Consider the following 19096-nt stretch of genomic DNA (forward strand, 5'->3'; position numbering starts at 1 on the left):
GCAGGAACAGATGAGGTCCTTTGGTCGAAGATTCAGCCGCAATATTGCTGGAGCCGAATCACTGGAAATCGAACGCCGACAGTCCCGTGACCATCTCGTCGAGGCCGAGTGGACGTGTAACGGGTGGCTCGGCGCGGGCGAGGCAGCCGATGCGTTCGCACAGCCGGCAGGCAGGGCCGACCGGCGTCGCCAGCGCAGCGGCGCTCTGTCCGGTCTTGCCGATGGCGGCCGGCCCCGGCAATGCCGCTCCATAGACGACCTCGTCGCGAAAACCGATGTCGCAGCCGAGCAACAGCGCCGTGCGCCGCGGGCGCTCGGCAAACGAGCCCTGCGGCCCTTCGAGCGTGCGGGCCATGCAGAGGAACGCCGCACCGTCGGGCATTTCCACTGCCTCGACCAGGATCTGGCCGGGCTGGGCGAAGGCGGCATGGACCGGCAGCTTCGGACAGCCGCCGCCGAAGCGGCTTTGCGGAAAGCCGTGGCTGCCCGCCTTGCGGAACCGATTGCCGGCACTGTCGACCTCGAGCATGAAGAACGGCACACCCGACGCACCCGGCCGCTGCAGCGTGGTCAGCCGGTTCGCCGCCTGCTCGAAAGAGACGCCGAAGCGCGACCGCAACATGTCGATGTCATAGCGGGCACGGACCGCAGCGGCGCGAAAAGGTTGATAAGGCATCATCAGAGCGTGCGCGGCATAGCGGCCGAGCTCGAAACGCGCCAGCCGGCGGGCTTCGTCCGTGGTCAGCTTCAGCACCTGGATCTCGGCAGCTACAGCGACGCTCATGCGGATCAGGCAGGCCTCCATCGCCACCTCGCGCACTTGATCGAATGGCGACAGCCGCTCGGACAGGAACAGGCGCTGCGAGTGACGGTCATAGCGACGCCGCCAGTTGGGCATCGTGGCGACCGGCAGTACCTTGACGACGATGCCGAATTCACGCCGCAGCCAAGCCTTCAACGCACTGAACAGATCGTCGCCGGGATCGAGCACCGACGTGAATGCCTCGGCTTCCTCTTCGAGCGCGGCAAAATGGTTCGGCCGGCGTTCGAAAATCTCATGCACCTCGTCGATCGGCAGCCTGGCACCGGAGAGGGCGGTGGCCTTGCCCTCACGCGCGAGCAGCTCGTTGATATCCGACAATCGCTCGGCCTGCTCGCGATAGGCGCGAAACAGCTTTATGACAGCGGTGGAAGCGTTGGGCGCCGCCTCGGCAAGCTCGATGAGTTCCTGGTCGCCCGGCAGTTCGCCGGCCAGCAACGGATCTGAAAACACTTCCTTCAAATCGGCGACCGACCCCCTCGCCTCGCCCTGCAATTCATGTGGGTCGACCTTGTAGACGGTTGCCAGCCTCAGGATCAGTTGCACCGTCAGCGGCCGCTGGTTGCGCTCGATGAGATTGAGATAGGACGGCGAGATGCCGAGCCCTTCGGCCATCGCCGTCTGGGTCAGCCCCTTGGCGTTGCGGATGCGACGAATGCGCGGCCCGGCAAAGATTTTGTGGTCGGCCAATCGAGTTTCCTTGACAGAAATTTACATCCGCCGATGGCATGGCTGTCTTTACAATCATGACAGATTTACAGCTCTCATCAGTCAAACACAACACAGGTTTTCCCTTATTTTATGACTGATCAGGAGGTTTGCCTCGCTTGCGTCGTGCCGACGTGTAAATGGTGTCACACATATGGCGCACATATTTTCCCTCTGCGACGCCTTCCTAAACCGGCATCAAAACCGCCTGGAGTGATCAATGACCGACTTTTACAACCTCGTCCCGTCGGCGCCGCAAGGCCGCTTTGATGGCATCGAAAGGCCCTATTCGCCGGACGACGTGAAGCGGCTGCGCGGCTCGGTGCAGATCCGGCAGAGCCTCGCCGAAATGGGGGCAAACCGGCTGTGGCAGCTCATCCATGAAGAGGATTTCGTCAACGCGCTGGGTGCCATGTCGGGCAACCAGGCGATGCAGCAGGTGCGGGCCGGGCTGAAAGCGATCTATCTGTCAGGATGGCAGGTCGCCGCCGATGCCAACACCGCTTCCGCCATGTACCCGGACCAGTCGCTTTATCCCGCAAATGCCGCGCCCGAACTGGTCAAGCGCATAAACCGCACCTTACAGCGCGCCGACCAGATCGAGACTTCGGAAGGCAACGGGCTGTCGGTCGACACCTGGTTCGCGCCGATCGTCGCCGACGCGGAAGCCGGCTTCGGCGGGCCGCTCAACGCCTTCGAGATCATGAAGGCGTTCATCGAGGCGGGTGCGGCCGGCGTCCATTACGAGGACCAGCTGGCTTCGGAGAAGAAATGCGGCCATCTCGGCGGCAAGGTACTGATCCCGACCGCCGCACACATCCGCAACCTCAACGCCGCGCGGCTTGCCGCCGACGTCATGGGCACGCCGACGCTGGTCGTGGCGCGCACCGACGCTGAAGCGGCAAAGCTCTTGACCTCCGACATCGACGAACGCGATCGACCCTTCGTCGATTATGGCGCCGGCCGCACGGCGGAGGGCTTCTACCATGTCAGCAACGGCATCGAGCCCTGCATCGCCCGCGCCGTCGCCTATGCGCCCTATGCGGACCTGATCTGGTGCGAGACTTCCAGGCCCGATCTGGCGCAGGCCAGGACGTTTGCCGAAGGCGTGCGCAAGCACCATCCGGGCAAGCTGCTTGCCTATAATTGCTCGCCGTCTTTCAACTGGAAGAAGAATCTCGATGACGCGACGATTGCGAAATTCCAGAAGGAACTCGGCGCCATGGGTTACAAGTTCCAGTTCATTACGCTGGCCGGTTTCCACCAGCTCAATTTCGGCATGTTCGAGCTCGCCCGCGGCTACAAGGAGCGGCAGATGGCAGCCTATTCGGAACTGCAGGAGGCGGAATTCGCCGCGGAAGCCAATGGCTATACCGCCACCAAGCACCAGCGCGAGGTTGGCACCGGCTATTTCGACGCCGTCTCAATGGCGATCACCGGTGGCCAGTCTTCGACCACGGCCATGCATGGATCGACCGAGCACGCCCAATTCAGGCCGGCGGCGGAATAGCGGAACAGCAGACAAACAGAGGGAACGCCCAAGCGGGCATGGCAACACAACAGGCAAGGCAACACAGGGAGAAGACCAATGGCATCGATAAGCCGCGTCAAGGAACGGGCCGAAGAGCAGGCCACCAGCATGAATGTCGACCAGCAGGCGACCATCCGCATGCTGGCGAACGATCTGCACAGGCTCAATCAGTCGGTAATGAAGGCGGTCGAGGCCGGCGTCTCGGTCGAACTGGTGCGCTCGGCACGGCACCATGGCGGCGACGGCAATTGGGGCGATCTGCTGATCCCGGTTATCGTCACACAGCGGAGCCACGACTAATGAATTCTACCGCACCGCGCCTTTTTTGAACGCGGGCTATCGCACCTCGCAGGCAGCGGCTCTGCCTAGTCCGGCAGAGCCGCTAGTGCAACGATTTCAATAACAAGATCAGGCTGCGCAAGTGCTGCAACGCCGATAACTTCCGAGGGCGGCGGGTTGTTGTAGCTGCAGTGCTTCGGGCAGTGCTCGGCAAAGAATTCGTCCAAGACGTCCAGGCGAAAATTGGGAGAGCTCAGAACGCCGCCATCGGGAAATGGTCCCTTAACGAAGAAGGTCAGCCTGATCAGATGCTCGAGCGCACTGCCAAGCTCCTCCAGGTCTGATTTGATATTGGTGAGAATTGTGCGCCACTGTGCCGCTGCACCGCCAATGGCGCCGCCGCCGCTTTTGCCGATCGGATCGTAGTCCTCGGCGGTCGCGGTGTTTCCGGAAAGGTAGACAAACCCCTTCGCGCCGGTAACGACCGTACCCTTTCCCCATGGCATCAACCGGCCATTTTTGAATTTCTTGTGAGTCACGAGTTCCATTGTCATCTCCCGTCGATCAAAGAGACGTGTGTAGCCAACGAGGAAGGGTAGTCCGGCGAGGCGATGCGACAAGCTCGCGACAGACTTGCCTCGACTTCATCCAACCTTTCGTCAATCTGGCTATAGCTGTTAGTTGACGCGTTCGCGCTGCACAGCCAAACTTAGCTGAGCCTGCCCGTTTGTGGTGGCGACTTCTCCTTTCGAGCGGCGGCAAAGAAAAGCATTTAATTTTAATTTTAATGTTTCTTGCGATATTCTCCTGATACGCCATTTGAGCTTGACATGAGCAGTGATCTCACGCCAATTACCTCTCGAGTTTCAACCCTGCATTGAAACATTGAACAACGGCCTGCCCCGCCATGTGCCCTGCGAATCGCGACATCGAGACTGCAAAACAGCTGCCTTTCGCTAGCCGGGACGTGGAGACGCGGATGCTCCCGGATTTCTCGCGGGTGCTGGTGGTCGGAAAATCACCGATCAACCGGGTCGTGGTTTCAAAGATCGTCGAGCGGTCCGGCCTCAAACCGATCTCGGAAACTCCCGAAACCGCGGCAAAGGCCTTGCACGCGCTGATTCCCGGCACTGTCGTTCTCGACGGCGGTGCGGAGAACGGGGACTGCGACGCCTTGCTGTCGGGTATCGATGCACTGCGAAGGGCGTCAGGCAGATCGCTTCCGTCGGTGATCCTGCTTTCAGTCAAGACCGGCACGCCGGAGAGCCTGGGCCTGTCCAGCGTCATCGACGCAGTGGTCGTCAAGCCGATCACCACCGAACGGCTGCAGCCGGTGATCGACCGGCTGATCGCAATTAGCCGCAATTGACGCCTACCGCGATGCCTCGGCTGCAGACCTGATCAATCAATCTCGCCGATACGCTCGATCAAGCCCGGCAGTTCACCGAGATTGGCTATCTGGCGAAAGCGTGGTGCCGAGACCGGCGGCTCGACATGTTCCAGCACCCAGGTCAGCTCATGCGGAACGTGGATGCCCCAACTGCCGGCTTCGATGGCCGGCACGACGTCCGATTTGAGCGAGTTGCCGACCATCATGCCCTTTTCCGGGCCGTCGCCGTGGCGGCTGAAGATGCGGCTATAGGTGGCCGCGCTCTTGTCGCAGACGATCTCGACGGCATCAAACAGCTCGCCCAGGCCGGATTGCGCGAGCTTGCGTTCCTGGTCGAACAGGTCGCCCTTGGTGATCAGCACCAGGCGGTAAGCGCCGGCCAGCTTTTCCACGGTCTCGCGCGCATGGGGCAGCGGCTCGATCGGATGGCTGAGCATCTCGCGGCCCGCGGCGAGAATTTCAGCAATGGTTGAGGCAGGCACCTGGCCTTCGGTGACCTCGATCGCCGTCTCGATCATCGACAGCGTAAATCCCTTGATGCCGAAGCCGTAGACCGCGAGGTTGCGCTTCTCGGCCTCCAGCAATCTTGCCGAAATCCGATCCTCCTCGGCGTGGTCGGCGAGCAGCGCGGCGAGGCGCTGCTCGGTCATGCGGAAGAACTGTTCGTTCTGCCACAGCGTGTCGTCGGCATCGAAGCCGATCGTCGTCAGTTTGCGGCTGTGTTGCATGGGGACCATTAATTGCAGCGTTGCGGGAAGCCGACCCTAGACCAGGAGGCTTTTATCCGGAAGTCGTTGTGTTCCCCCGGTTATCGAGGCGCACGCCAGCCGGCTCCCCTTCCCTTTCGTCGTCGGCAACGGCTATACTCCACAATCTGCAACAAATCTGGTGATTGATGCCGCCTGCAAAAAAGGAAGTCCGTCCGTCGAGCCGCGGAGGACGCGCCCGCACGCCTGCCTTCGTGAAAAACCAACGTGGCGTCAAGAACTGGAAGGAAGTCAGCGCCTGGCTGGAATGGCGCGGCATCGAAGATATCGAATGCATCACACCCGACCAGGCCGGGGTTGCGCGCGGCAAGATGATGCCATCGAAGAAGTTCACCTCCAACACCTCGCTGGCGCTGCCTTCGGCGGTGTTCATGACAACGATTTCCGGCGGCTATCCGGAGGACGGCAACGGCTTCCACTATCCGGAGGACGACGGCGACCTCAAGCTGATGCCTGACCTCTCGACGCTGACGGTGGTGCCGTGGGAGGAGGACCCTACCGCGGCGGTTATCTGCGACCTCGTCCACCAGGACGGCCGCTCGGTCGAGTTCACGCCGCGCAACGTGCTGAAGCGCGTGCTTGCCGCCTATGACAAGCGTGGGCTGAGGCCGGTCGTGGCACCCGAGATCGAGTTCTACCTGGTGCGCAAGAACCCCGATCCGGACTATCCGCTGACCCCGCCGGTAGGTCGATCGGGACGGCCGATCGGCGGCGGCGCCGGCTATTCGATCGCCGGGGTTAACGAATTCGACGAATTGATCGACGACATCTACCATTTCTCCGAAAGCCAGGGCCTGGAGATCGACACGCTGATCCACGAGGAGGGCGCCGGCCAGCTCGAAATCAATCTGCGTCACGGCGATCCGATCGAGCTCGCCGACCAGGTGTTCATGTTCAAGCGAACCATCCGCGAGGCGGCGCTCAAGCACGAGATCTACGCCACGTTTATGGCCAAGCCGATCCAAGGGCAGCCCGGTTCGGCCATGCATATCCATCAGTCGATCATCGACAAGAAGACCGGCAAGAACGTTTTTTCGGCGGAGGACGGCTCGGAGACCGAGGCCTTCTTCCATTTCATCGGCGGCATGCAGAAACATGTGCCGAACGCGCTGGTGATGTTTGCGCCCTACGTCAATTCCTACCGGCGGCTGACGCAGTCGGCCTCGGCGCCGGTCAACAACAAATGGGGCTACGACAACCGCACCACGGCCTTCCGCGTGCCCCGCTCCGACCCGGCGGCGCGGCGCGTCGAAAACCGCATCCCCTCCTCCGACGCCAACCCCTATCTGGCGCTGGCGGCATCGCTTGCCTGCGGACTGATCGGCATGACCAACAAGATCAAGGCCGAGCCGCCGGTTCTGACGACCGCCAACGAGGACCAGATCGACCTGCCGCGCAGCCTGCTCGAAGCCGTCGACCTGTTCGAGGCAGACGAAGAACTCGGCGCGCTGCTCGGCAAGTCATTTGCCGCCACCTATGCGGCGATCAAGCGAGCGGAATTCGAAACCTTCATGGAAGTGATCAGCCCGTGGGAGAGGGAGTATTTGCTGCTGAATGTGTAGTAGGGGAGTAGGGGAGTAGGGGAGTAGGGGAGTAGGGGAGTAGGGGAGTAGGGCAATATGGCAGTAGGGCAGTAGGGCAAGGATGACGGACAAGATCGCATCGTACAGGGATCTGATCGTTTGGCAGCAAGCCATGGACCTAACAGTTGCAATCTACCAGGTGACAAGGACTTGGCCGAAAGACGAGATCTACGGGCTGACGGGTCAGGTGCGTCGGGCAGCAACGTCGGTGCCCGCCAACATCGCCGAGGGTTACGGCCGAGAAAGCCGAGCTTCCTACCAGCAGTTTCTCAGGATCGCCCAGGGATCACTCAAGGAACTGGAGACACACCTTTTAATCGCGCAAAGGGTTGGAATTACCTCTCGCGAGGCGGTCGAGTCATTGATGCCCCACAGCGAGAGCGTAGGAAAGCTCTTGCGGCTTCTGATCCGCAAGCTGTCGGCTGAATAGACACCTACTGCCCTACTGCCCTACTGCCCTACTGCCCTACTGCCCATCTGCCCTACTGCCCTACTCCCCTACTCCCCTACTGCCCTACTGCCCTACTGCCCTACTGCCCTACTGCCCTACTGCCCTACTGCCCTACTGCCCTACTGCCCTAGCCGAGCATCATGACTTACCAATCCCCAATCTCCCCCGGCCGCTCCTGGTACGAAGACACGGCCGGGCCAAGGCCCGAATATCCGGCGCTCGACGGCGACCGGACATGCGATGTGGTGATTGTCGGCGGCGGCTTTACCGGCCTGTCGGCGGCGGCTCATCTCGCCACGACAGGCGCGGATGTCGTGCTTATCGAAACGCATCGTTTCGGTGACGGCGCATCGGGCCGCAATGGTGGCCAGCTCGGCACCGGACAACGGGCCTGGGCAGAGGAACTGGAAGCGGAATACGGCTTTTCCCGCGCCAAGGCACTGTTCGACCTGGCCGAAGAGGCCAAGGCGCATCTGCTCGACTTTGCCGCGATGCACCAGATCGAGATCGACTATATGCCCGGCCAGATGTCGGTGGCGCACAAGAAGCGCTATGTCGACGACTACAAGGCGCATGCCGAGATCATGGCAAACCGGTTCGGTTATCCGCACATCTCATTCATGGATGCCGCGGAGACAGCCGAGCGGCTGGGCTCGACGCATTATTTCGGCGGCACCCGCGACACCGGCACCGGCCACATCCATCCGCTGAAACTGGTCATCGGCACCGCAAAGGTGGCGGCAGAGGCCGGCGCAAAGCTTTTCGAGCAGACGCCGTCGACCGGCATCACCTCCGGCGGCGGCAAGGTCAGGGTTGCGACGCCGAAGGGCACGATCACCGCCGCTAAATGCCTGATCGGGGTCAATGCCTATGGCGGCACGCTCGAACCGGTGAGTGCCGCGCATATCATGCCGATCGGCTCGTTCATCGGCGCGACGGTACCGCTGGGAGCCGATTCCAAAATACTGCCGGGTGGCGAGGCGGTCGACGATTCGCGCTTTGTCGTGCGCTATTTCCGCAAATCGAAGGATGGGCGGCTGCTGTTTGGCGGGCGCGAGATCTATGCGGTCAACGATCCCAAGGACATCCACATCCACATCCGCCGGCAGATTGCCGAGATTTATCCGGCACTGAACGACGTCGAGATCACCCATGGCTGGGGCGGCTATGTCGGCATCACCGTGCCGAGAAAGCCGTTCGTGCGCGAAGTGATGCCCAATGTGACCTCGATCGGCGGTTATTCCGGCCACGGCGTCATGCTGTCGAACTTTTTCGGCAAGCTTTATGCCGAGACGGTCGCCGGCAACCGCGACCGGCTGAAGCTGATCGAGGACCTGAAAATTCCACCCTTCCCCGGCGGCCGGCGTTTGCGCGCGCCACTGCTCTTCCTTGCGCTCAACTGGTACGCGTTGCGGGACAGGATCTAACCAGACGTTGCAGAATCCTTAACCAGGGCGCAGAATTCCCGCCAAGGGCGCAGTGATGCCACAATCGCGGGCGAAAGATGATGCTCGTGGGCAGCTGAACGGGGAATTTTTGCGGGCCTGCCCGCTTTTGGTTTGGGACCGATGCCGATCGAAATGCCGGCTCTCCGGCATGGGTCGTAAGAACATCGGCCCGCAAATGGAGGTGGCAAGTGTGAGAGAGCCCTTCAGTTTCGGCGCGCCGGAACGACGGCGCCTTGCGATGCAATTCGGTTACGATATGCGGCCGACGTTCTGGCACGGGGTCCGGTCGAACGCGCATCTGGTGATAGCCGCGCTTGGCACGGTCGCACTGCTCGGCGTTGCCGCGGTGGCACTGTGGCTGGCATTGCCGGCAAATGAGCGACAAGCGGCCGCAAGTCCTGAGCAGATCGTTCCGACCATCCCGGTCAAGACGACGAAGATCATGCCTGCCAAGGTTGCTGCGGCGCCGCGGACGACGGGCAAGGCAGATGCGGTTTCCCCAGCGGTGGCCGCGGCGGAAGCCGAGATACCAGCGCTGGCTCCCAACGATCCGCGCTGGACAGGGCCAAAGACGGCATCGGCCGCCGCCACGGCAGCATCCGACCAGCTGGCAAGCCAGACCGAGCAGGCGACCGATAAATCGTCTGCTTCGGTGGCATTCGCCGACCCGGCAGCAAAACCCGACGCTGCGGCATTGTTTGCCAAAGTCGCGGCTCCCGGCAGCTCAACGAAAAACAGCGGGCCCGATGGCGCGCAGACCGCCGCCATCCCCACGCCTAAGCCGCAACTGCCGACGCAGACTTCGAGCGAAGACGACAACAGCACCAAGGCAAATTCCGGAAGAGCCAATACTGCCGGTACCGGACGCATCCTGAGATCCGTCACCATGCGCACCGCCCCAAAAAAGAATGCAGCCGCCATTCTCACCGTGCCGGCCAAGACCTCGGTGCAGGTGATGAGCTGCAAGCAATGGTGCCAGATCGTCTACAACGGCAAGCGCGGCTGGATTTACAAGAGCTACGTCAAAACCGGGGCGTAGGGCCGGCAGAGCGATTGCGGGTCGCTCGCCATCAGCCAGTCCTTCGCCGGAGGCCCCGGCCGTTCAAATACAACGTCCGCCGTCGACTTCCAGCGCCACGCCAGTGATGAAAGCCGCTTCGTCCGAAGCAAGCCAAAGCGCGGCATTGGCTATGTCGAGCGGCGTCGAAAGCCGGCCGAGCGGGATCGACGCGCGGAACTTCTCGCGGATCTCGAGTGTGTCGGCGCCCATGAATTTCGCGAGCATGCCGGTCTCGCCGGCAACTGGGCAGAGGCAGTTGACGCGGATGTTCTTCGGCGCGAGTTCCACCGCCATCGATTTGGTCGCGGTGATCGCCCAGCCCTTCGATGCATTGTACCAGGTGAGGCCAGGCCGCGGCCTGATACCGGCCGTGGAGGCCGTCGTCAGGATGACGCCACCGCCTTGCCGTTCCATGACCGGCACCACTGCAAGCGCTGCGTGGTAGATCGCCTTCATGTTGACTGATGTGATCAGGTCGAAGGTCGCTTCGTCGACTTCCAGCATGTCACCGTTGCGATGGGTGTAACCCGCGTTGTTGACCATGATGTCGATGCGGCCGAAGGCGCTCATTGTGGCATTGACCATGTCGTCGAATTCGGACCGCAGCGAGACGTCGGTCTGGGTCCAGATCGCCTTTTCGCCGATCTCGCCGGCAACGCGCTCTGCGCCCTTGGCGTTCAGATCGGCGACGACTACCCGCGCGCCCTCCTCGGCAAAGCGCCTGGCCATGCCCTCGCCAAAGCCCGAGGCAGCGCCAGTGATGATTGCGACCTTGTTTTTGAGGCGCATGCTTTTCTCACTCATCGTTGAAAGCGATCGATGACGCGTTTGGCCATGGCCATCGAAAGATGTGTGTCCATTGCCGATTTCTTCTTTGGCTTTCGCTGCCATCCGGCTCTATGCTGCAACTGCGAAGGCTCCGGAAGCATCGCTTGCCGACAAGCCTCCGGCCAGCGCCGGTGTCAAGAGCACACGCGGATGTGACGCAATGGCACTGGCAAGTTTAAATCGATTAGATTATATCAGCCGCGTTATCGCGACCGGCGTCACAGCGGACAGACCATGACCAGCCAGATCATTCCCGTCGACCCTTTCGACTTCATCATTTTCGGCGGCACCGGCGACCTGTCGGAACGTAAGCTTCTGCCGTCGCTGTACCACCGGCAGCGCGACCACCAGTTTTCCGAGCCGACGCGCATCATCGGCACATCGCGTTCGAAGATGACCGACGAGGAATTCCAGTCGTTCGCCAGGCAGGCGATTGCCGATCATGTGAAACCGGAGGATATCGACGCCACGGAACTGAAGACGTTCCTCGCGCGGCTCTCCTATATCCCGGCAGATGCAACCACAGGTGCCGGCTTCGACAGGCTGAAGAAGGCGATCGGCGACAGCGAACACATCCGCGCTTTCTATCTGGCTGTGGCACCGGCGCTGTTCGGCGACATCTCGCACAAGCTGAAGGAGCACGGGCTGATCACGCCGAATTCGCGCATTGTGCTGGAAAAGCCGATCGGCCGCGATCTCGCTTCGGCGCGCGCGCTCAACGACCTGGTCGGCGACGACTTCCATGAAAGCCAGATTTTCCGCATCGACCACTATCTCGGCAAGGAGACGGTCCAGAATTTGATGGCGCTGCGCTTTGCCAACGCGCTCTACGAGCCGCTTTGGAATTCCGCCAATGTCGATCATGTGCAGATCACCGTGGCCGAGACTGTCGGCCTGGAAGACCGCGTCACCTATTACGACAAGGCCGGCGCATTGCGCGACATGGTGCAGAACCACATGCTGCAGCTGCTCTGCCTGGTCGCGATGGAGGCGCCGTCGTCGATGGACGCCGATGCCGTCCGTGACGAAAAGCTGAAGGTGCTGCGGGCGCTGAAGCGCATCAACGGCAACGAAGCGCCGAAGCACACGGTGCGCGGGCAGTATCGTGCCGGCGCCTCGGCCGGCGGGCCGGTGAAAGGCTATGTCGAGGAACTCGGCAAGAACAGCAACACCGAGACTTTCGTTGCGCTCAAGGCCGAGATCGGCAACTGGCGCTGGGCGGGCGTGCCGTTCTACCTCCGAACCGGCAAGCGGCTGGCGACCCGCGTTTCGGAGATCGTCATCGAATTCAAGCCGATCCCGCATTCGATCTTCGGCGAGAGCGCCGGGCCGATTTCCGCCAACCAGCTGGTCATCAGGCTGCAGCCCGACGAGGGCGTCAAGCAGTTCATCATGATCAAGGATCCGGGGCCGGGCGGCATGCGGCTGCGCCAGATTCCGCTCGACATGAGTTTTGCGCAATCCTTCGACGGCCGCGCCCCCGATGCCTATGAGCGGCTGATCATGGACGTCATCCGTGGCAACCAGACGCTGTTCATGCGCCGCGACGAGGTCGAGGCGGCGTGGAAATGGATCGACCCGATCCAGGACGCCTGGGAAAGCGGCAGGCAAGAGGCGCAAGGCTACACCGCCGGCACATGGGGCCCCTCGGCCTCGATTGCGCTGATCGAACGCGACGGGCGGACATGGCACGAGAGCAATTAGGCGGCGCCTACAACTGGCACGAATTTGCCGGACGCCAGGAGTTGGCGACAGCGCTTGCCGGCCACGTCGCCGGCCGTCTGTCAAAGGCGATCGCCGAGCGCGGCACGGCGCTGCTTGCGGTCTCGGGCGGCACGACGCCGGCGAAATTCTTCGCGGCGCTTTCGACCGTTCCGATCGCCTGGGAAAAGGTGACGATAACATTGGTCGACGAGCGCTTCGTGCCGCCCTCATCGCCGCGCTCCAATGCCGGCCTGGTTGCCGCCAACCTGCTGCAGAACGCGGCCGCCGACGCGAATTTCGTGCCGCTCTACCACGCCGCGGCAAGTATCGAGGGTACGGCGGTCTCCGACAGTGAGGCGCTGCAAGTGCTGCCCTGGCCACTCGACGTCGTTGTGCTCGGCATGGGAACTGATGGCCACACCGCCTCGTTCTTTCCGGATGCCGACAACCTGGCAAGATTGCTCGATCCGTCGTCGCAAAGGATCGTGCTTCCGGTTTATGCGGCAAGCGCCGGCGAGCCACGGCTGACGCTGTCACTGGCGCGGATCATCAAAGCCGCCTTCATCGCGCTGCATATCGAGGGCGCGGAAAAACGCAGCGCATTCGAGGCCGCGCTTGGAACTGGAACACGAAAGCCCATTCGCGCCGTGCTCGATGCCACTCAAAAGCCCGTAGAGGTTTTCTGGGCACCCTGATCTCAACTTGGCTGCAGGTCCCGGCAACAGCCGGAAGGTGTTTGCGGGACCTCGCCTGAAAGGACCGACCGCCATGACCGCAAGACGCGATATCGAAGCCATCACCCAGCGCATCCGTGAGCGCTCCAAGCCCGGTCGCGAGGCCTATCTCGGCCGCATCGCCGAAGCCTCGAACCGCACCGCCAACCGGGCCGTGCTGTCCTGCGGCAACCTGGCCCACGGCTTTGCCGTCTGCAGCCCTTCCGAAAAGGTGGCACTTGGCGGCGACCGGGTGCCGAACCTCGGTATCATCACCTCCTATAACGACATGCTGTCGGCGCATCAGCCTTTCGAGACCTTTCCGGCGCTGATCAAGGATGCGGCGCGCGAGGCCGGCGGCATCGCCCAGGTGGCCGGCGGCGTGCCGGCGATGTGCGACGGCGTCACCCAGGGCCAGCCCGGAATGGAGCTGTCGCTGTTCTCGCGCGACGTGATCGCCATGGCCGCGGCAATCGGCCTGTCGCACAACATGTTCGATGCCGCCGTCTATCTCGGCGTCTGCGACAAGATCGTGCCTGGACTGGTGATCGCGGCGCTGACCTTCGGCCATCTGCCGGCGGTCTTCATCCCGGCCGGGCCGATGACGACCGGCATTCCGAACGACGAAAAAGCCAAGATCCGCCAGCTCTATGCCGAGGGCAAGGCGGGACGGGCCGAACTGCTCGAAGCGGAATCAAAATCCTATCACGGGCCGGGAACCTGCACTTTCTACGGTACCGCCAATTCCAACCAGATGCTGATGGAGATCATGGGCCTGCACACGCCTGGCGCTTCCTTCGTCAATCCCGGCACGCCGTTGCGCGACGCACTGACCAGGGAGGCGACGAAGCGGGCGCTGGCGATCACCGCGCTCGGCAACGCCTACACGCCGGTCGGGCGGATGATCGACGAGCGCTCGATCGTCAACGGTATCGTCGGCCTGCACGCCACCGGCGGTTCGACCAACCACACCATCCACCTGATCGCCATGGCAGCGGCGGCCGGCATCGCCATTACCTGGCAGGATATTTCCGACATCTCGGAAGCCGTGCCTCTGCTGGCGCGAGTCTATCCGAACGGCCTTGCCGATGTGAACCACTTCCATGCCGCCGGCGGGCTCGGCTTCCTAATCCGCGAACTGCTCGACGCGGGCATCCTGCATGAGGATGTGCAGACGGTGTGGGGCGAAGGGCTGCGCCCCTACGCGGTCGAGGCCAGGCTCGGCGCCGACGGCGGCGTCGTGCGCGAGGCTTCGCCGCGCGAGAGCGGGGACGAGAAGGTGCTGGCGCCGTTCAAGAAGGCGTTCCAGCCGAGCGGCGGTCTGAAAGTGCTTTCGGGCAATCTCGGCCACGCCGTCATCAAGACATCGGCGGTCAAGCCGGAGCGGCGCATCATCGAGGCGCCGGCCAAGGTGTTCGACAGCCAGCAAGGCCTGAACGAGGCGTTCACGGCGGGGTCGCTGACCGGCGACTTCATCGCCGTCATTCGGTTCCAGGGTCCGAAGGCCAACGGCATGCCGGAATTGCACAGGCTGACCACCGTGCTCGGCATCCTGCAGGACCGCGGCCAGCATGTGGCGCTGGTCACCGACGGCCGCATGTCGGGCGCTTCAGGCAAGGTGCCGGCGGCGATCCACGTGACGCCGGAAGCGGCGGAGGACGGGCCTATCGCCAGGATCCATGACGGCGATATCATCAGGCTCGACGCCGAGGCCGGGACGCTGGAGGTACTGGTGCCAGCCCGCGATTTCGCACTGCGCCGCCCCGCGGACAGCGACCTCATAGGCAATGAATTCGGCTTCGGCCGCGAGCTTTTCGCCGGGTTCCGGCAGTTGGTGGGACGCGCCGACCATGGCGCCAGCGCCTTCGGTACGGCGTGATTTTTTCGGCAATAAGTAAGAGCGGCTAATGGCTGCTCTCCACTGGATTTATTGAACCGTCAGTTCGGCTCGCGCGCCGGCCCTGACCGTTACCGTGCCTTCCTTCGAGCTGTTGTCCGATTTCTCCGAAACCACCGCGTAGTCACCGGCCGACAGGGTGGCTTCATACTTCTGATCATAGGCGTAGCCGACCGACTTGCGGGTTCCGTCGATGGCCTTCCTGGCCTCGAATATCTCGATCTTCGAGGCTCCTGGCGCGGTTATCGTCAGCATGCCGGCGTTCATCGCGATCTTCAGATCCTGATGGTCGCCAACCTTGACGCTGAACGGCTGCTCGGCCACCGCAAGGTCGACCGTCGCGACCATTACATAATCGTCGGGCGGCAGATCGAACTTGCTGTCCGGACCGTAGGCATAAGTCACCTCCTGCCTGGTTCCGTCGACGTTCTTTTTCGCCTGGAGCACTTTGAAGCCGATGCCCGAACCCTCGGCCTTGTCGCCGCCGGCAGCATAATAGGCGTTGGCGACGACACGCCCGACGCCGACGATGATGTCCTTGTCGATGACCCTGCCGGCGGCAAGCGGGATCGTCTCGATAACCATGCCCTGGCCGATCGTGACCGTCACCTTCTGGTCACCGGCCGGCAGCACGACTTTCGTGTCACTGTAATAGGTCGGCGGGGTGTCGACGCCGGGATAGCCGATTACGACAGCCGCGCCGTCATCAACGTCCGCTCCTTCGCTCGGCCTGGGGTGGATGACCAGCGTGCCGGCATTCAAGTTGAAGTGCGGTTTGGCGACCTGGCCAGGCTCTATTGTGATCTTCTGTTCGGCCCTGGCCTCGCCGGCACGCGCGACGACGATATAGTCGCCCGGCTCCAGATTGCCTTTGTAGGTGCCATATTCGGTGGTGACGGGATCGCCGCGCGTGCCGTCGGAATTCGCCTTGTAGATCTCCCAGGCATTGCCGTCGGTGACGGGATCGCCACCCTCGGCAAGCACGACGGTGGGCACGAAATTGGACTCCGCCGGCTGAGCGGGCGCCGGCTGGGGAGCAGGCTGCGGGGCGGGAGTCGGTTCAGGGGCGGGTGGCGGAGGCGCGACGGTCTCGACGAGGGCGTCCTGCAATGCCTTTTCATCCGACGCTTCGATATATTTGCCGCCGGTATTGTCGGCGAGGCAACCGATCTGCTTGCCTTCGGCCGCCGTCAGGCCGAAGCCGACGACATTGACGGTGAAGTCGACGCCAGCAGCCTCCAGTTCCTTGCCGAGCGCACAGGGATCGCCGTTGCATGTCTCGATGCCATCGGTGATGAGCACGACCGTCGCCTTGTCCTCGGTGTATTTCAATGCTTCCGCCGCTTGCTTGACCGCGGCGGTCAACGGCGTCTTGCCCTGAAATTTCAAGCTGTCGGCCGCGGCTGAGATCGCACTTGCCGAGCCTGCCTGCGGTGGCACGATGAGTTCGATGTCGTCGCAACTGGCCTTCTCGCGATGGCCATAGGCCATGAAGCCTATTTCCTCCTCGGCCGGGACCGATTGCAGCACGTTCCGCAGCGATTGACGGGCGATTTCGAGCTTGGGCTTGCCGTCGATCTGCGCCCACATCGAGCCGGAGGCATCGAGAATGACGATGACGCGATCGGCGGCGAAGCCGAACCCTGTCGTCCACAGCAACAGGGCCGCCGCAGCGACGCTCTGCACAAATCCCGTCATCAAAAATCCCCCGTCAGTGGCCGCCGCTCGGCGCCGGAAAGCTATTTGACGCTGCGTCGCGACACAAGCCCGGGTGGAGTACGAAGCTGCGCCACCTCTGTGCAACCCTCAATAGGTCGTGCGGCGTTCCTCGGAAGGCGGCCGGCCGAATTGGAGCCGATAGCTCTGGGCAAAATAGGAATGCGAGGTGAAGCCGGTGGCGATCGCCACGTCGAGGATCGGCATGTTGGTCTGGCGCAGCAGTTCGCGCGCCCGCTCGAGTCTAAGCCGCATATAGTAGCGCCCGGGCGTCACGCTGAGATGGCGCAGGAACAGGCGCTCGACCTGGCGCACCGACAGGCCCGCCGACTTGGCGAGCTGCACCGCCGACAGCGGCTCGTCGAGATGGTCGGCCATCAGCTCGACGATGCGGCGCAGCTTCTCCGACTTGCCGGTCAGGTCGCGTTCCGGGCCGACGCGCTGGCGGTCCCCGGCCGAGCGGATGCGCTCATGCTGGAACTGGTTGGCGACGCCATTGGCGAGGCTCGAGCCGAAATCACCGCGCACGATCTCCAGCATCAGGTCGATCGATGTGGTGCCGCCGGCGCAGGTGTAGCGCTTTCGGTCGATCTCGAAGACGTTGCCGGTGCAGTTGATGTCCGGAAAGCGTTCGAGGAAGCCGGCGCGGTTTTCCCAATGAATGGTGCAGCGATAACCATCGAGCTGGCCTGCTTCGGCAAGCAGGTAAGAGCCAACCGAAAGCGCGCCGAGCGCATTGCCGCGCCGGCCCCAACTGCGCAGCGCTGCCAGCACCTTGCTCTTGCCGGGAAATTCCGTCGTCAGCCCGACCGAGACGAACAGGATATCGACCGGCGGCAGATCGGCAACCGCGTAGTCGATCTTGAGCGGCAGGCCGTTGGACGCCATGACGGCGTCGCCGTCGGACGACACCGTAGTCCAGCCATAGAAATCGCGGCCGAGCAGCCGGTTCGCCGACCGGAACGTGTCGATTGCCGCGGCCAGCGAGAACATGGAGAACTTGTCGACCAACAGAAACCCGAACTGCCGCCCGCCCTGAACGGGATCATTGGTGACCGGCCGTTCTAAGGGAACAGTGAGGTTCGGCAAGGACGCTGCTTTCTGGTCAGAAGGAAGGCCGTTTCAATCCGGCTGCGAGATAGGCGGAAGCTAGCGTGTTGGCCATCAGCATGGCAATGGTCATCGGCCCGACGCCGCCAGGCACCGGCGTGATGGCGCCGGCCGCCTTCGCTGCTTCGGCAAAGGCGACGTCGCCGATGAGGCGCGTCTTGCCTTCGCCCTTTTCAGGTGCGGCGACGCGGTTGATGCCGACATCAATGACGGTGGCGCCAGGCTTGACCCAGTCGCCGCGGACCATTTCAGACCGGCCGACGGCGGCGACCAGAATATCGGCGGTGCGGGCAAGCGCCGGCAGGTCCCTGGTCCGGCTGTGTGCGATGGTGACGGTGCAGTTGGCGGCAAGCAGAAGATTGGCCATCGGTTTGCCGACGATGTTCGAACGCCCGACGACGACCGCATTGAGACCGGACAGGTCCTTGCCGCGCACCCGTTCGATCAGCAGCATCGAGCCGGCCGGCGTGCAAGGCACGAAGGCGGTCTCGAGCTCGCCGGTGCCGAGCTTGCCGACATTGATGAAGTGGAAGCCGTCGACATCCTTCTCAGGCGCGATGGTCTGGATGATCTTGCCGGAATCGATATGGCCGGGAAGCGGAAGCTGCACGAGGATGCCGTTGATGGCCGGATCGGCGTTGAGCTGGCCGATGATCTTCAACAGGTCCGGCTCGGAGGTTTCGGCCGGCAGCGTGTGCTGAACCGAATGGAAGCCGCATTCCTTGGCGGTGCGGGATTTGGAGGCGACATAGACCTGGCTCGCCGGATCCTCGCCGACGATGACCACGGCGAGACCGGGCTGCCGTCCGCCCTTTTCCGCCAGTTCGGCGGTCAGGGCCTTGACCCGCCGCACCACCTCTTCGGCGACGCTTTTTCCGTCAATCAACTCAGCCATGAACCACCCTCGACGCCTATCGCGTAAGCCTGCCGCGTTAAAACATCCATGCGGCGCGCTCCAGATATCTTTTATGCAGGCCGTTGCCCAGAACCATGCGCTGCGGGCGGACATGCAGCGCGGCATTTTCACGAAAATCGAGCCGGGCAATCCCGTCAATGCGCCGTCGCATGCCGTTAACTCGAAACCGGCATGT

Annotated in this window: 18 protein-coding genes; 10 read left to right on the plus strand and 8 right to left on the minus strand. The window is 62.7% G+C overall.

Annotated features, from left to right (window positions below; genetic code table 11):
• Positions 1-58: 58 nt before the first annotated feature.
• Positions 59-1510: a helix-turn-helix domain-containing protein gene (locus NKH93_RS05545; protein ID WP_352821900.1), complete on the minus strand. Its 1452-nt coding sequence runs from the start codon at positions 1508-1510 to the stop codon at positions 59-61.
• A 238-nt stretch (positions 1511-1748) separates the two neighbouring features.
• On the opposite strand from NKH93_RS05545, the gene aceA reads away from it, so the two are divergent.
• Both aceA and NKH93_RS05555 read left to right on the plus strand, forming a co-directional pair.
• Positions 1749-3038, plus strand: coding sequence for an isocitrate lyase (gene aceA, locus NKH93_RS05550; RefSeq protein WP_352969544.1), 1290 nt, complete (start codon positions 1749-1751; stop codon positions 3036-3038).
• A 78-nt stretch (positions 3039-3116) separates the two neighbouring features.
• Complete coding sequence (locus NKH93_RS05555; protein ID WP_023719402.1) at positions 3117-3359, plus strand: SMc00767 family acetate metabolism repressor; 243 nt, start codon at positions 3117-3119, stop codon at positions 3357-3359.
• Between the two features lie 65 nt (positions 3360-3424).
• Here NKH93_RS05555 and NKH93_RS05560 read toward each other — a convergent pair whose 3' ends face one another.
• Positions 3425-3886 (minus strand): RidA family protein, encoded by a 462-nt coding sequence (locus NKH93_RS05560; protein WP_352969545.1) that lies wholly within the window; start codon positions 3884-3886, stop codon positions 3425-3427.
• A gap of 431 nt (positions 3887-4317) precedes the next feature.
• Here NKH93_RS05560 and NKH93_RS05565 point away from each other — a divergent pair, with 431 nt between their 5' ends.
• Positions 4318-4707, plus strand: a complete 390-nt coding sequence (locus NKH93_RS05565; RefSeq protein WP_245274728.1) for an ANTAR domain-containing protein — start codon at positions 4318-4320, stop codon at positions 4705-4707.
• 32 nt (positions 4708-4739) lie between these two features.
• On the opposite strand, the gene NKH93_RS05570 is transcribed toward NKH93_RS05565, so the two are convergent.
• Positions 4740-5456, minus strand: a complete 717-nt coding sequence (locus NKH93_RS05570) for an HAD family hydrolase (protein ID WP_352969546.1) — start codon at positions 5454-5456, stop codon at positions 4740-4742.
• A gap of 167 nt (positions 5457-5623) precedes the next feature.
• Here NKH93_RS05570 and NKH93_RS05575 point away from each other — a divergent pair, with 167 nt between their 5' ends.
• From NKH93_RS05575 to NKH93_RS05590, 4 genes are all read left to right on the plus strand, one after another.
• Positions 5624-7057 (plus strand): glutamine synthetase family protein, encoded by a 1434-nt coding sequence (locus NKH93_RS05575; protein WP_352457076.1) that lies wholly within the window; start codon positions 5624-5626, stop codon positions 7055-7057.
• 82 nt (positions 7058-7139) lie between these two features.
• On the plus strand, positions 7140-7508 hold the full coding sequence (locus tag NKH93_RS05580) for a four helix bundle protein (RefSeq protein ID WP_352502066.1): 369 nt from the start codon (positions 7140-7142) through the stop codon (positions 7506-7508).
• Between the two features lie 161 nt (positions 7509-7669).
• Positions 7670-8956 carry an NAD(P)/FAD-dependent oxidoreductase gene (locus NKH93_RS05585; protein WP_352969548.1) on the plus strand — a complete coding sequence of 429 codons (1287 nt, stop codon included), beginning with the start codon at positions 7670-7672 and terminating at the stop codon, positions 8954-8956.
• A 259-nt stretch (positions 8957-9215) separates the two neighbouring features.
• Positions 9216-10016, plus strand: a complete 801-nt coding sequence (locus tag NKH93_RS05590) for an SH3 domain-containing protein (RefSeq protein WP_352503605.1) — start codon at positions 9216-9218, stop codon at positions 10014-10016.
• 63 nt (positions 10017-10079) lie between these two features.
• On the opposite strand, the gene NKH93_RS05595 is transcribed toward NKH93_RS05590, so the two are convergent.
• Positions 10080-10826 (minus strand): SDR family oxidoreductase, encoded by a 747-nt coding sequence (locus NKH93_RS05595; protein WP_352969550.1) that lies wholly within the window; start codon positions 10824-10826, stop codon positions 10080-10082.
• A 273-nt stretch (positions 10827-11099) separates the two neighbouring features.
• Here NKH93_RS05595 and zwf point away from each other — a divergent pair, with 273 nt between their 5' ends.
• The 3 genes from zwf (at position 11100) to edd (ending at position 15161) form a co-directional block, all read left to right on the plus strand.
• On the plus strand, positions 11100-12569 hold the full coding sequence (gene zwf, locus NKH93_RS05600) for a glucose-6-phosphate dehydrogenase (protein WP_352472717.1): 1470 nt from the start codon (positions 11100-11102) through the stop codon (positions 12567-12569).
• Positions 12551-13264 (plus strand): 6-phosphogluconolactonase, encoded by a 714-nt coding sequence (gene pgl, locus NKH93_RS05605; protein WP_352969551.1) that lies wholly within the window; start codon positions 12551-12553, stop codon positions 13262-13264. The genes zwf and pgl overlap by 19 nt, the downstream gene beginning before the upstream one ends.
• Before the next feature lie 73 nt (positions 13265-13337).
• Positions 13338-15161 (plus strand): phosphogluconate dehydratase, encoded by a 1824-nt coding sequence (edd, locus tag NKH93_RS05610; protein WP_352969553.1) that lies wholly within the window; start codon positions 13338-13340, stop codon positions 15159-15161.
• Positions 15162-15209: 48 nt separating this feature from the next.
• Here the strand turns inward: edd and NKH93_RS05615 are convergent, their stop codons facing one another.
• From NKH93_RS05615 to NKH93_RS05630, 4 genes are all read right to left on the minus strand, one after another.
• Positions 15210-16877 (minus strand): vWA domain-containing protein, encoded by a 1668-nt coding sequence (locus NKH93_RS05615; RefSeq protein WP_352969555.1) that lies wholly within the window; start codon positions 16875-16877, stop codon positions 15210-15212.
• 108 nt (positions 16878-16985) lie between these two features.
• The gene (locus NKH93_RS05620) at positions 16986-17984 is read right to left on the minus strand and encodes a GlxA family transcriptional regulator (protein WP_352969556.1); all 999 of its coding nucleotides are present in this window, start codon (positions 17982-17984) and stop codon (positions 16986-16988) included.
• A gap of 16 nt (positions 17985-18000) precedes the next feature.
• Positions 18001-18900 (minus strand): bifunctional methylenetetrahydrofolate dehydrogenase/methenyltetrahydrofolate cyclohydrolase FolD, encoded by a 900-nt coding sequence (folD, locus tag NKH93_RS05625; protein ID WP_352969558.1) that lies wholly within the window; start codon positions 18898-18900, stop codon positions 18001-18003.
• A 37-nt stretch (positions 18901-18937) separates the two neighbouring features.
• On the minus strand, positions 18938-19072 hold the full coding sequence (locus tag NKH93_RS05630; RefSeq protein ID WP_352768092.1) for a hypothetical protein: 135 nt from the start codon (positions 19070-19072) through the stop codon (positions 18938-18940).
• Between the last annotated feature and the right edge of the window lie 24 nt (positions 19073-19096).

The organism is Mesorhizobium sp. M0954, from assembly GCF_040319155.1.
GTDB lineage: Bacteria > Pseudomonadota > Alphaproteobacteria > Rhizobiales > Rhizobiaceae > Mesorhizobium.

Coding starts and splice junctions, on each gene's coding strand:
- aceA (WP_352969544.1), top strand. CDS start 1,749: ATGACCGACTTTTACAACCTCGTCCCGTCGGCGCCGCAAGGCCGCTTT.
- NKH93_RS05555 (WP_023719402.1), top strand. CDS start 3,117: ATGGCATCGATAAGCCGCGTCAAGGAACGGGCCGAAGAGCAGGCCACC.
- NKH93_RS05560 (WP_352969545.1), bottom strand. CDS start 3,886: ATGGAACTCGTGACTCACAAGAAATTCAAAAATGGCCGGTTGATGCCA.
- NKH93_RS05565 (WP_245274728.1), top strand. CDS start 4,318: ATGCTCCCGGATTTCTCGCGGGTGCTGGTGGTCGGAAAATCACCGATC.
- NKH93_RS05570 (WP_352969546.1), bottom strand. CDS start 5,456: ATGCAACACAGCCGCAAACTGACGACGATCGGCTTCGATGCCGACGAC.
- NKH93_RS05575 (WP_352457076.1), top strand. CDS start 5,624: ATGCCGCCTGCAAAAAAGGAAGTCCGTCCGTCGAGCCGCGGAGGACGC.
- NKH93_RS05580 (WP_352502066.1), top strand. CDS start 7,140: ATGACGGACAAGATCGCATCGTACAGGGATCTGATCGTTTGGCAGCAA.
- NKH93_RS05585 (WP_352969548.1), top strand. CDS start 7,670: ATGACTTACCAATCCCCAATCTCCCCCGGCCGCTCCTGGTACGAAGAC.
- NKH93_RS05590 (WP_352503605.1), top strand. CDS start 9,216: ATGCAATTCGGTTACGATATGCGGCCGACGTTCTGGCACGGGGTCCGG.
- NKH93_RS05595 (WP_352969550.1), bottom strand. CDS start 10,826: ATGCGCCTCAAAAACAAGGTCGCAATCATCACTGGCGCTGCCTCGGGC.
- zwf (WP_352472717.1), top strand. CDS start 11,100: ATGACCAGCCAGATCATTCCCGTCGACCCTTTCGACTTCATCATTTTC.
- pgl (WP_352969551.1), top strand. CDS start 12,551: ATGGCACGAGAGCAATTAGGCGGCGCCTACAACTGGCACGAATTTGCC.
- edd (WP_352969553.1), top strand. CDS start 13,338: ATGACCGCAAGACGCGATATCGAAGCCATCACCCAGCGCATCCGTGAG.
- NKH93_RS05615 (WP_352969555.1), bottom strand. CDS start 16,877: ATGACGGGATTTGTGCAGAGCGTCGCTGCGGCGGCCCTGTTGCTGTGG.
- folD (WP_352969558.1), bottom strand. CDS start 18,900: ATGGCTGAGTTGATTGACGGAAAAAGCGTCGCCGAAGAGGTGGTGCGG.
- NKH93_RS05630 (WP_352768092.1), bottom strand. CDS start 19,072: ATGCGACGGCGCATTGACGGGATTGCCCGGCTCGATTTTCGTGAAAAT.